Annotated in this window: 10 protein-coding genes; 3 read left to right on the forward strand and 7 right to left on the reverse strand. The window is 62.3% G+C overall.

Annotated elements, in window-relative coordinates:
- Positions 1 to 19: 19 nt before the first annotated feature.
- From GZH79_RS01195 to xylF, 6 genes are all read right to left on the reverse strand, one after another.
- On the reverse strand, positions 20 to 820 hold the full coding sequence (locus tag GZH79_RS01195) for a metallophosphoesterase (RefSeq protein ID WP_211641313.1): 801 nt from the start codon (positions 818 to 820) through the stop codon (positions 20 to 22).
- Positions 820 to 1,737, reverse strand: a complete 918-nt coding sequence (locus GZH79_RS01200) for a diacylglycerol kinase family protein (RefSeq protein ID WP_211641314.1) — start codon at positions 1,735 to 1,737, stop codon at positions 820 to 822. Before GZH79_RS01200 ends, GZH79_RS01195 begins: the two co-directional genes overlap by 1 nt.
- Positions 1,738 to 1,895: 158 nt before the next feature.
- The gene (locus GZH79_RS01205) at positions 1,896 to 2,888 is read right to left on the reverse strand and encodes a family 43 glycosylhydrolase (protein ID WP_211641315.1); all 993 of its coding nucleotides are present in this window, start codon (positions 2,886 to 2,888) and stop codon (positions 1,896 to 1,898) included.
- Between the two features lie 213 nt (positions 2,889 to 3,101).
- Positions 3,102 to 3,854, reverse strand: a complete 753-nt coding sequence (locus tag GZH79_RS01210; RefSeq protein WP_211641316.1) for an ATP-binding cassette domain-containing protein — start codon at positions 3,852 to 3,854, stop codon at positions 3,102 to 3,104.
- Complete coding sequence (locus GZH79_RS01215) at positions 3,854 to 5,149, reverse strand: sugar ABC transporter permease (protein ID WP_211641317.1); 1,296 nt, start codon at positions 5,147 to 5,149, stop codon at positions 3,854 to 3,856. The genes GZH79_RS01210 and GZH79_RS01215 overlap by 1 nt, the downstream gene beginning before the upstream one ends.
- Positions 5,150 to 5,275: 126 nt before the next feature.
- On the reverse strand, positions 5,276 to 6,304 hold the full coding sequence (xylF, locus tag GZH79_RS01220) for a D-xylose ABC transporter substrate-binding protein (RefSeq protein ID WP_211641318.1): 1,029 nt from the start codon (positions 6,302 to 6,304) through the stop codon (positions 5,276 to 5,278).
- Between the two features lie 221 nt (positions 6,305 to 6,525).
- Between xylF and GZH79_RS01225 the strand changes: the two genes are divergently transcribed.
- Positions 6,526 to 7,773 (forward strand): ROK family protein, encoded by a 1,248-nt coding sequence (locus GZH79_RS01225; RefSeq protein ID WP_211641564.1) that lies wholly within the window; start codon positions 6,526 to 6,528, stop codon positions 7,771 to 7,773.
- A complete protein-coding gene (locus tag GZH79_RS01230) occupies positions 7,770 to 9,251 on the forward strand; it encodes a CRTAC1 family protein (RefSeq protein ID WP_211641319.1) in 1,482 nt (493 codons plus the stop codon). Before GZH79_RS01225 ends, GZH79_RS01230 begins: the two co-directional genes overlap by 4 nt.
- Here GZH79_RS01230 and GZH79_RS01235 read toward each other — a convergent pair.
- Complete coding sequence (locus tag GZH79_RS01235; protein WP_249218933.1) at positions 9,248 to 10,516, reverse strand: cytochrome c peroxidase; 1,269 nt, start codon at positions 10,514 to 10,516, stop codon at positions 9,248 to 9,250. The genes GZH79_RS01230 and GZH79_RS01235 overlap by 4 nt on opposite strands.
- A gap of 324 nt (positions 10,517 to 10,840) precedes the next feature.
- On the opposite strand from GZH79_RS01235, the gene chrA reads away from it, so the two are divergent.
- Positions 10,841 to 12,058: a chromate efflux transporter gene (gene chrA / locus GZH79_RS01240; RefSeq protein WP_349291145.1), complete on the forward strand. Its 1,218-nt coding sequence runs from the start codon at positions 10,841 to 10,843 to the stop codon at positions 12,056 to 12,058.
- The last annotated feature ends 65 nt before the right edge of the window (positions 12,059 to 12,123 follow it).

The following is a 12,123-nucleotide window of genomic DNA, read 5'->3' on the forward strand; positions in this document are numbered from 1 at the left end:
GGACATGAACCACAAGACGTCAGGGCAAGTCGTGCCAGCCGTCTGCGTTGCAGCCGTAGCGATGCTGGCTTTGCGCGACAAAGCGCTTGGTGTTGTGGTCAGCGACCATGCGGCAGGCGGAAAAGGTTTTTTGGTCCAGATCAAGGATCGCATATTCGTTGGAACTGCCACGCAACCGGGTCGAAAGACCGGTGCCACAGTGAACCTGCAAGGTCATCGACCGGTTCTTTTCGGCGATGAACGGTTCCACCGTCCAAGTGTGCAAATGGCCCGACAAGATGATGTGCGGGCCGCAATCCGACCATGTGCGCAAAGCCTCTGCCGCGTTCTTCATCACCTTCTTTTCAACATCCGGGGATTGGTGAAACGGATGATGCGCCATGACGACGACCGTCCTGTCCTGCCAGTTGGCGCGGATCGCGTCGGCCACCTGCGCAATCTGGGCGGGACGGATCAGGCCGCGCTGATGGCTCCATCTGTGGGTGGTATCCAGCCCCACGATCACGGCGTCGTCAGTCGTGACGGTCGGTGCAGTATCTGGGGCAATCCAGCGGCGGTAAGCGGCCCGTGGCGACAGGACGCGCGCCACAATGTTGTAAAGCGGGATGTCGTGATTGCCGGGCACCGCAATCCAGTCGTGTTGCAGGCGGTCAACAAAATCGCGGGCGGCGCTGAACTGCTTGCCCCGCGCGCGCTGCACAAAATCGCCCGCAATCACAATCAGGTCCGGGGACGCATTTGCGATACTGTCCAACAAGGGTTGAACCAGATCGGGGCTGGCGCGGCCAAAATGCAGGTCAGTCAGCAGGACAAGTCGCATCAGCCCTCTCTTTCGGCTTGATCCGGGGTCGGCACCTTCACGCGCAGCGCATCACGGCGAATGACAAACCGATACGGTCCGTTCATCGTCGCGCGTTCACCATCACGGGCCACAAGCCGCGACCCGCGCCGCGTCTCGATCAGGATATCCTCGCCGATGTGAAGATAATAATCGCTGTCCCGGTGAATGCTGCCGAACAGGATCTTGACCGCGCGCCACAATAGCTGGACGCGATTGTTGTCAGGCGCAAGGATCAGGGCCAGCTTGCCCTCTCTTACGGCATCCGCGCCTTCGAATTCGTATTGTTCCAGTTGGTAGGCACTGCTGGCGACAAAGGCCATCGGGGATTTCACCATATGGACCTTGCCGTCGACGGTCACCTTCATCCGCAGCGGGCGATAGATCGTCAACATCGCCACGATCACAGACCAATAGGCCGCAATCCTGCTGCGGCCCCAGCGTTTGTAGACACCCTCGCGCACGTCCAGCACCGCCGCATAGGCGCCAAGGCTTGCATTGTTCAAGAACACCTTGCCGTTGACCTCACCGACGGTCATAGGGACTGTTTCGCCGTCCAGCGCGACCCGCAGCGCCGCATCGGGATCGTCGGGGATGCCCAGGCTTCGGGCCATGAAATTGAACGTGCCCAGCGGCAGAATGGCCAGCGTCACATCGGTGCCGATCAATTCGCCCGTAACACCCCCGATCGTGCCGTCGCCACCAGCGGCGACGATGGTATCGAAACCTTCGGCCAGGGCGTCCCTGACCGCACGCGGCAGGTCCGATGGCCGGTCCAGCGTGCGCAAGGACAGCCGGGGTTCCGCATTAATCTTGGCGATCAGGGTCTGCGTGTCGGGGTTGTCCTTTTTCTTGCCAGAGGCGGGGTTGAGGATGACGCATGTTGTTGGCTTCGCCATATCCGGCCCTGTCATTGATGTGCGGAACCAAATGCGCCGATGTGCCACAATGTTCCCCGCAATCAATGCGCACAGCGGTCGATCTGTTCAATCGGCTGCGGGGATCGCCACACCGTTCGACGGTCTGAAATCGCGAGCGGCGTCATGCTTGCCGCGTTTCAGTCGTCCATCCGCTGATCGGCACGGACGCGCAACCGCCCGTCTGGACCGATATCGACCGGGGCCGGGTCCGCGATTTGCCCCACGAAATCGCCGTCCGGGCGATCCACAAAGCCCAGCAACAGCAACCCGGCGTCCGTATCGCACACCCGCGCGCAGTAGCGTTTGCCAGGCAAGGCACCGTCCAGAAACGGACCGTCGGCAATGCGCCACGGACCGCGCGGGCTGTCGCCCATCAGGTAATGCGACCCGGTGACGGGCCCGGTGGGGATCTGTTTGGCCTGCGCGGCAGAAAAATGCTCTGCGCAGGCGCAGAACATCAGATACCAGCGCCCATTTTTTTCAAACACCTGCGGCACTTCTATCTGACCGAAGCCACCCACAAAAACCGGGGGTTGCAGAGTCCATGTTGTCAAATCGTCCGACGTGGCAAACCCGATGCATCCGCCTGCGTTCGGTTCGGGTTCATCATTGATCCGGGCGGTGAAGAACATCAGCCAGCCGTCGCCATGCGGGTCTTTCATCACCCAAGGGTCACGCATGGCGCGGTCGTGCCAGACGCTTTCGTCCATGCTGGCCTCGTAAAGATGGGCATGTTCGCCGGTCAGATCCAGACAGCAGCCGTCAGCGACCCGTTGCCAGTCGTGCCCGTTGTCGCTGACCGCATGGCCGATGCGCTGATACAGACCGTCCTCTGCCTTTGATGAGCCGGTGTAGAACAGGTGCCAGCCGCCATCATGGTCGCGCAGGACGGACCCTGTCCAAGTCGTGTAATCATCCCATGCAGGGCTGTCAGCGGGTGCAAAGCATGTGCCGTGGTGCGTCCAGTTGACCAGATCGGTGCTGGTGGCATGCCCCTGTGTGACGTTCCAATGCCGCAGGTCGGGGTCTTCGATGCTTTTGGGCGCCTTCAGGAAATAGCCATGCCACAGATCGCCATCGCGGTAATACCAGCTGTCCCAGATCCAGTCGTCTTTCAATGCGATGACCATCGGCGTTTGCCTCTCTTATATGCGATGGATGCGATAGGTGCCGTTGCGCCACCGGGTCAATGCAGGCACGGCAATGACAGTCAGATGAACCACGACAAATCGCGACACCCGACGGGGATTTCGTGTTTTTGTCCTGGTCCACGTAAAAGCCCGTGGGCCGACCGGGATTACCGATCGGCCCACAGGCATCATCCGTTGCACTGTCGCGTATGGCTACGCTGCGGCATCTTTGGGATTTTTACCCAGAATGATCATGGACAGGATGTCGTCCTCTGTCACATCCTCGACCCGTTCCGCGCCGACCATCTGGCCGTTTTTCATGACGGCAACACGGTCGCACAGTTCCATCATCTCGCGGGTGTCGTGGCTGATCAGGAAAATCCCAAGCCCCTGCCGTTTCAATTCCTGAATCAGGTCGGCAACCATTTTGGTTTCATGCACACCCAAGGCGGCCGTCGGTTCGTCCATGATCAGGATCTTGGCCTTGAAATAGACCGCCCGCGCGATGGCAACCGATTGCCGCTGGCCACCCGACAAGGCCGATACCGGTTCTTTCAGTTTTTTGAAATTCGGGTTCAGACGCGCCATGATCTTGCGGGTTTCGGCCTCTTGCCGGCCATCGTCCACAAATCCCAGCGTCGTGGTCAGTTCGCGCCCCAGAAACAGGTTGCTGGCCGCGTCAAGGTTATCGGCAAGCGCCAAGGTCTGATAGATCGTTTCGATGTTGTAATCGCGGCTGTCGCGCGGGCTGTTGATATCCGCTTTCTTGCCGTCGATCCAGATTTCGCCGCTGTCCATGCGATAAGCACCTGACAGCATCTTGATCAGCGTCGATTTCCCGGCCCCGTTGTGACCCAGCAGGCCCACCACTTCACCCGGATACAGGTCGATGCTGACGTGATCGACCGCCTTGACCCCACCGAAAGAGATCGAGACGTCCTTCATTTCCACCAAGGGAGTCGTCATCATTTCGCTCCTGTGTATTTACGATACTGGATGTCGATCCAAACAGCGAGCACCAGCACAAGGCCCACCACGATGTTCTGATAGGGTGCATCCACGCCGACCATCGCCATACCCGATTGCAGCGATTGCATGATCAGCGCGCCGATGATCGCGCCATAGATCGTGCCGATCCCGCCCGACAGCGCGGTACCGCCGATGACCGCAGCCGCGATGACGCGCAATTCGTCCAGAATGCCGATATCATTGGTATGATAGCCCAGTCGCGCGCTGGCCACGATACCGCCCAGCGCACACAGCACGCCAAGGATGGCAAAAATCTTGACCGTCAGCAATTTGGTATTGATGCCCGACAATTCAGCCGCATCAGGGTTGCCCCCGGTGGCAAAGATATAGCGGCCCAACCGTGTGCGCTGCGCGACCACGGTCATGACGATAGCCACAGCAATCAGCAACAAGACCGAATAGGGGATGCCATAGGCGGCGACGCAACCTTCGGCTTCTACGCAGCCATAGATCGCGGGATCGCGTGCGATGACACGTTCCGGCACCTCATATGCATTCAGCACGGCGACGAACCCAAGGATCGCACCGACGACGATGACGGCGACCACGGCTTCTGCCCACATCGGTTTGACCGCGAAACCATGTCCGATCTTGGTCCGGCGACCCTGAAACAGGGCAAACAGTGCCGCAACCGCCGCAGCGATCCCGACAGCCCAGGACCAGAACACGCCCAGCGTGCCGTTGATACCGCCGAACAACAGATAGGTTTCGTTCAGCGGTCCGATGGTCTGACCGTCGGTCAGGTGCCACGCGACGTTACGCCAGATCAGCAATCCGCCCAGCGTGACAATGAACGCGGGGATCGCCTGATAGCCGACCAGATAGCCTTGGAATGCGCCGATCAGCGCGCCGACCAGCAGGCCCGCGATGATGGAAATCCACGGGATCAGCGGACTGCCCAGTTCGACGCCCATCATTTGCGGCAGCCACTGCGTCTGCGTCATGGCCATCACGGCGGTCGTAGTCGCCAACAGCGCGCCGACGCTCAGGTCGATGTGGCGGGTGACGATCACGAACACCATGCCCGTGGCCATGATCGCCACGCTGACCGTCTGGATCGTCAGGTTGAAAATGTTGCGGGGCGTCAAAAAGCGCCCATCGGTCATCAGGTTGAACACGACGCAGACCAGAACGAATGCGCCGACCATTCCCAGCAGTCGGGTGTCGATCTCCAGCGATTTGAACGTGCTGCGTTTGGGCGCCTGAACAGCGCCGTCGGTTTCGTCTGACATGGCTTACCTTGCTGATTTTATGACCTGTGTCGGCCCGTGTCGCGCCATCGCGCGAAAAATGGTGTGGGGTCCGGCCACATGGGCCGGACCCCTGCCGGACGGCGGGACACCCCCGCCGTGCCGGGATCAGTTACAGGGTGCAGGACCGTCGGTCACGCCCTGGCACAGTGCTTCGACCGTGATCCATCCCGCATCCGTCACCGTGGTCAGGTTGTCGGCGGTGATCGGAACGGGCGCGAGGAATTCGGCCCACATCGTCGTACCCGACGGTGACGTCCACTCTTCCGCGCCTTCGACATCGCTCAACGCGGTGCCACCGGCCAGCGAAACCGCGATTTCAGCCGCATTGCGGCCCAGTTCGCGGGCGTCTTTCCAGACCGACACGGTCTGTGTGCCCGAAGCGACGCGGTTCAGTGCGGCGTGGTCGCCGTCCTGACCGGATACCGGGATGCCTTCCATGCCCTGCGCTGTCAGCGCGGCCACAGCACCGCCTGCGGTGCCGTCATTGGACGCCACGACCGCATCGACGTTGTTGTCGTTGGCGGTCAGGATCTGTTCCATGTTGCGCTGTGCGTTGGCGGGCAGCCAGCCATCGGTATAGGCTTCGTCAACGATGGTGATAGCACCACTGTCGATCGCTTCCTGCAGCACTTCTTGCTGACCGCCGCGCAGGAAATCCGCGTTGGGATCAGTGGGCGAGCCCTTGATCATGACATAGTTGCCTTCGGGCTGTGCTTCGAGCACGGCACGGGCCTGCATCCGGCCGACTTCGACGTTGTCGAAGGTCAGGTAGAATGCGCGGGGATCTTCGATCAGGCGGTCATAGGCGACGACCGGGATGCCTTCGGCATCGGCGGCATCGACTGCCGGACCGATTGCTGCGGCATCCTGTGCCAGAATGATCAGCGCGTCGACGCCCTGTGCAATCAGGCTTTCGACGTCGGACAACTGCTTGGACGACGACGATTGCGCATCGGCAGACACATAGGTCGCGCCGGCAGCTTCGAGTGCTTCGCGGATCGCGGCTTCGTCGGTCTTCCAGCGCTCTTCTTGAAAGTTGGACCAGCTGACGCCGACGGTCATGCCGTCCTGCGCGATTGCGGTTGTGGCGAATCCGGTGCCAGCGATGGCAGCGGCGATTACGATCTTTTTCATGTTTTCCTCCCAGAAAAAATTCCACACGGGATTGCAGTGCGGACGAGTCATCTCACTCTGGCGCAGAAAGTGCCAGATTTAGTTCAGTTGTCAAAATAAATTATTTCTTTGCCCCATTTTCGGGCGCATTTTCCTTTTCAGACCCTGCCGATGACGGGTAGGTTCGCTAACGGAGGGCAAAAAGCGCCTTACGACGCGGGAGGGGCGTGCGCATCGTGCAAATACAGATCAAAAACGAAGCACCACCCGGATGTGGCCCGCGCCTGCCGGGCACTGGCGACGCACCACGGCCATTGCGTCAGCAAGTGTTCGAATATGTCCGGGCCCACGGGCGCGCTGCCCGGTCCGACATCGCACGTGATCTGTCGATCAGCGCGGGGTCCGCGACCACGCTGACCGCAGATTTGATCGCCGCGAACTTTCTACGTGAAGTCGACGGCGTGCCGCGTGACACGGGCCGAGGCCGCCCACCCGTCGCGCTAGAGGTCGTGCCACGCGCCGCCTGCGTCATCGGGATCAAGATGTCCTACACCCGGCACACTGCCGTGCTTGCCGATTTCGCGGGCAACATGCTGGCCGATACAGATCTGCCGACCAGCCTGCACCGTCGCACCTTGCCCGACCTGATGGACGAAATCACCGCCCTGATTAACCAATTGCTGACCATCAGCGGCAAGACTGCAAACCAGATCGACGCCGTGGGACTGGGACTGCCGGGCATCGTCGATCACGACGCAGGCGTGGTGTCGTGGTCTGCGCTGTTGCGTGCGGGGGAACAGAATCTGGCCGCTGCCTTTGCCGCGCAGTTCCCGATGCCCCTGTATCTGGACAACGACGCAAACATGCTGACGCTTGCTGAACTATGGTTCGGGGCCGGACGCGCGCGCCGTGATTTTGCCGTCGTCACGATCGAGGACGGCGTCGGCATGGGGCTGGTGCTGAACAATCGGCTGTATCGCGGGGCGCGCGGCATGGGGCTGGAACTGGGCCACACCAAGGTCCAGTTGGACGGCGCGCTGTGCCGGTGCGGCCAACGCGGCTGTCTAGAGGCGTATCTGGCCGACTACGCGCTGGCGCGCGAAGCGGCGACTGCCCTCGATCATGCGCCTGACGTGCGGCAAAGCCCGCAGCAGACACTGGATATCCTGTTCCGGCAGGCCAAGGCGGGGCACCAGTCGGCGCAGACGATCTTTCGCCGTGCGGGGCGCTATCTGTCGCTGGGCCTGTCGAACGTGGTGCAGCTGTTCGACCCCAAGCTGATCATCCTGTCGGGCGAGCGAATGCGTTATGATTATCTGTACGCAAAAGAAGTGCTGGCCGAAATGCAGGCGCTGACCCTGTCGCAGGGCCGTGCCCCCTGTGAAATCGCGATCCATGTCTGGGGCGATCTGATCTGGGCGCGCGGGGCCACCGCACTGGCCCTGTCCGCCCTGACCGACACCCGCATCGGAGAGGCGCGCACCCCATGAAATGGGCCGTTGGTCTGATCATGCTGGCCAGCCCCGCCGCTGCGGGGCCGCTGTTCGAAGACCGATCCGCCGCGCTGCCTGCCCACAGCTACGAAGGTGGCTGGGAACATTTCGTCGGCGGCGGTGTGGCCGTGATGGACTGCAACGCGGACGGCGCGCCCGACATTTTCGCCGCCGGTGGCGCAGCCCCGGCCCGTCTGATCCGCAACGACGGCGCGTTCAGCTTTACCGACATGCCGCTGATTCCGCTGACCGGTGTGACAGGGGCCTATCCGCTGGACATGGACGCGGACGGCCTGACCGACCTGTTCGTGTTGCGGGTGGGGGCCAATGTCGCCTTGCGCGGCGGTCCTGACTGCACATTTACCGATGCCACGGCGGACTGGGGCATCCCGCCGGATGATGCGTGGTCCACCGCATTTACCGCTTGGTGGGAACCGGGCGACGACCGGCCGACGCTGGCGGTCGGAAACTACGTCGACCGCAGCGACCCTGATGGCCCGTTCGAAGCCTGCGACGACAACGTCATCCTGCGCCCCGATGGTGATGGCTACACGGCAACGCCGCTGACACCCGGATACTGCCCCCTGTCGATGCTGGCGGCGCGGGACGCACGCGGGCAAACGGCGCTGCGGCTGTCCAACGACCGACATTATTACATCAGCGACGGCCACGAACAGATGTGGGACGTCGCCACACGCCGCTTTCTGGGCCCAGCGGACGGGTGGGACAATGTCTCGCTTTGGGGCATGGGCATCGCCAGCCGCGACCTGACCGGCGATGGCCGGGACGAGGTGATGCTGACATCCATGGGCGATCAGGTGCTGCATCTTGCGCAACCGGATGGCAGCTACGCCGCAGCGCCCTTTGCTGTCGGCAGCACGGCACACCGCCCGCATACCGGCGGCGACGGGCGGCCATCGACCGGTTGGCATGCGGAATTCGCGGATGTGGACAACGACGGACGCAGCGATCTGTTCATCGCAAAGGGTAACGTCGATCAGATGCCCGGCATGGCGATGCAAGACCCCAACAACCTGCTGATGCAGCAATCCGATGGCACATTTGTCGAAGCCGCCGCCGCGGCGGGGATCGCCACGATGGAACGCTCACGCGGTGCGGCGCTGGCGGATTTCGACGGCGACGGGCGGCTGGACCTGCTGGTCGCAAACCGCCGCGCCCCGCTGGAACTGTATCGCAATGTGACGCCGGATACGGGCCACTGGCTGCAAGTGGCGTTGCAGCAATCCGGCGGCAACCGGGATGCGATCGGCGCCGTCGTGTCGGTAACAGCCGACGGCGCACACCAGTCCGTGCAGCATGTGATCGGCGGCGGTCACGGGGGCGGTCAACTGCTTGCCCGCCATTTCGGGCTGGGCAACGCCACGCAGGCACAGGTCACGGTCACATGGCCGGACGGGACGACAACCACCACGCAAAGCGCTGCCGACCACATCCTGTCGTTCACAAAGCCCTAGTCCACGGCTGGCACGGTCAGACCGCTGGGCACCGTGTCAGGAACCCCCAATCGCCCGTCCACGGATGCAGGATCGGTCAGCGTTTCCAAAAATGCGACCAAACTGTCGATCTGGGCATCCGTCAATATCGGCATCGGCACCGAAACCGCCGCCGCGATGTCTGCCACCTGCGCGGGGTCATCCATCACCGCGAAATCCGCATCAACCGGTGCGTCCAGCCGCACCAATGCGCGGTCGAACCGGGCCTGCGTCGGCTGGCCGTGGTCCGCTAGAAACTGCTGCAACGACGCATGCGCGCCCGCATGACCATAAGGCGCGGTCAGCGCCACATTGCGCAGCGACGGTGTGCGAAACGCGAACCGGTCCGCCGGATTTCCGGTCACGCGAAACCGTCCCTCGTCACGCTGATGCGTCTCGAACGTCGCGGCCTTGCCCGGTCCGATCTGCGGGGCGCCCATCGCATGAAACCCGTGGTCGGTCTGGAACGGCCCGGCGTGACAGGCCACGCAGCCTGCGTCACCATAAAACAGGTCCATCCCGTCTGCCGCATCACCCGAAAGCCGGGCCTGCCCCCGCATCACCGCGTCAAACTGTGATGTATCGGACCGCCATTCAAGCGCCATGAACGCCGCAATCGCGTTCGAGATGTCGGTAAACGCCAGATCGTCCGCCGTTCGGACATGCGGATAGACACGCTGAAAATCGGCCAGATAGGCTGGCACATCTGCCACACGGCGCGCGATCCGCGACCATGCACCATCCGGCCCGGTGATCAGCCCCTGCCGCACCGCACGCCCGATGTCGTTGCTGCTATGGCTTCCCGCCATCTCGTCCCGGCTGAGGACCGGAAACATCGTCTGCGCCGACAAGGCGCTGTCGAAACCGGCGACCATGTCAGCGCCCATCGGTGTGCGTATGCCACCGGGCAGATCGGGATCGTTTTCCAACCGGCCATCGTGAAACAGGACGTTGAATTCGCGTGCGCCCAGATTGAACAGCGCAGGTGCGTTGCGCGGAACACGGTCCTGCGGCGGATTTTCGGTGTCGGCGCGCCTGTCCGGCCCCAACCCGATCCCTCCGTCCCCGAACGACAGTGACATGGCGTCGGCCGTCCCGAATGCCGGATGATGGCATGTCGCGCAGGCGACGTTGCGATTGCCCGACAGGATCGGATCGTAAAACAGCAGTTGCCCCAGTTTCGCGGCTTCGGGATCAACGGGCAGATAATCGGATTCTGTGATTGGCGGCGGCAACGCCTGCGCCATCACCGGCCCGCCCCCCGATATCAGCCCAAGCACAAGTGCAAACCCAAGCAAAGAGCCCACCCCGGTCCGCTGGTTACACATCCGCATTGTCATTCACCCTCGCCATGATCGCCGACCCCAACGACAAGATAGATTACCGTAAATCACGCGGCGACGGTTACGCAACTGTCACATCCGCGCGGCATTTTGGGATGCAACTCAACGTTGGAGCTGACATGGCAACCGATAACGGCACGGCTGATCATGCCCTGCGCCGGGCAAGACACTTGAACGTCGCGATTGCCGTGCGGCATGGTCCGCATGAAACCAAAGGGCGGGATAGATGTGAAACAGAATGAACAGCTGGCTGACGATCACCCCGCCCAAGGCCGCAGCGCCGAGGTGTTTGTCACCTTTTTGAAGCTGGGCCTGACATCTTTTGGCGGGCCGATTGCGCATCTGGGTTACTTCCGCGATGAATGCGTGACGCGGCGCAAATGGCTGTCCGATGATGCCTACGCCGATCTGGTGGCACTGTGCCAGTTCCTGCCCGGTCCCGCGTCCAGTCAGGTGGGCTTTGCACTGGGTTTGATGCGGGGCGGATGGCTGGGCGCGCTGGCGGCGTTTACCGCCTTTACGCTGCCATCAGCATTGATCCTGCTGATCTTTGCCCTGACCGCATCACGCATCGCGGGTCCGGTCGGCACCGGGGCGATTGACGGGCTCAAGATCGTGGCCGTCGCCATCGTCGCACAGGCCGTCTGGGGCATGAGCCGGACATTGTGCCCGGACCCCACACGGGCGACGATTGCCGTAGGCGCAGTGATGATACTGGCATTTTTGCCCGGTGCCTGGGGCATGGTCGGCGCAATTGCCATGGGTGCCATCGCAGGGCTGTTGGTGTGTCGCGCAACACCTGCGCGCGTCGGCGGCCACATTGCACTGCCCATACGGCGCGGCCACGCCGTCCTGAGCCTTACCGTTCTGGTGCTGCTTTTGGTGACGCTACCGATGATCGCGGGCGGGTCACAAACGCTTGCGGTGTTCGACGCTTTCTTTCGGTCGGGTGCGCTGGTCTTTGGCGGCGGCCATGTCGTCCTGCCCTTGCTAGAAGCGGAAACAGTCGCCCGCGGATGGGTCAGCGCCGATGCGTTTCTGGCGGGCTATGGGGCGACACAGGCTGTGCCGGGTCCATTGTTTACATTTGCTGCGTATCTCGGCGCGGTACTGGGCCCGGCGCCCAATGGGATCGTCGGTGCAACCGTGGCGCTGATCGCCATTTTCCTGCCGGGTTTCCTGATCCTGATCGGTGTCTTGCCATTCTGGGACAGGTTCCGCACCACGCCCTCTGCGCAATCGCTCATGCAGGGGGCCAATGCCGCCGTCGTGGGGATTCTGGGGGCCGCGCTTTATGACCCTGTCTTTACCAGCGCCATTGGAAACGTGCGGGATTTCACCTTGGCACTTGTGTGTGCCGTGCTGCTGATGGCGTGGAAACAACCGCCATGGCTGGTTGTCATCGTCGCAGCACTTGGCGGGGTGCTGCTGGCGCTGACCGCCTGACAGACAGTAATCATGACCGGCCCGGTATGCGATGGCCGCACGTCTTGAACCGCGCGGCCATCATT

Source organism: Loktanella sp. SALINAS62 (assembly GCF_018263905.1).
Classification (GTDB): Bacteria; Pseudomonadota; Alphaproteobacteria; order Rhodobacterales; family Rhodobacteraceae; genus Loktanella.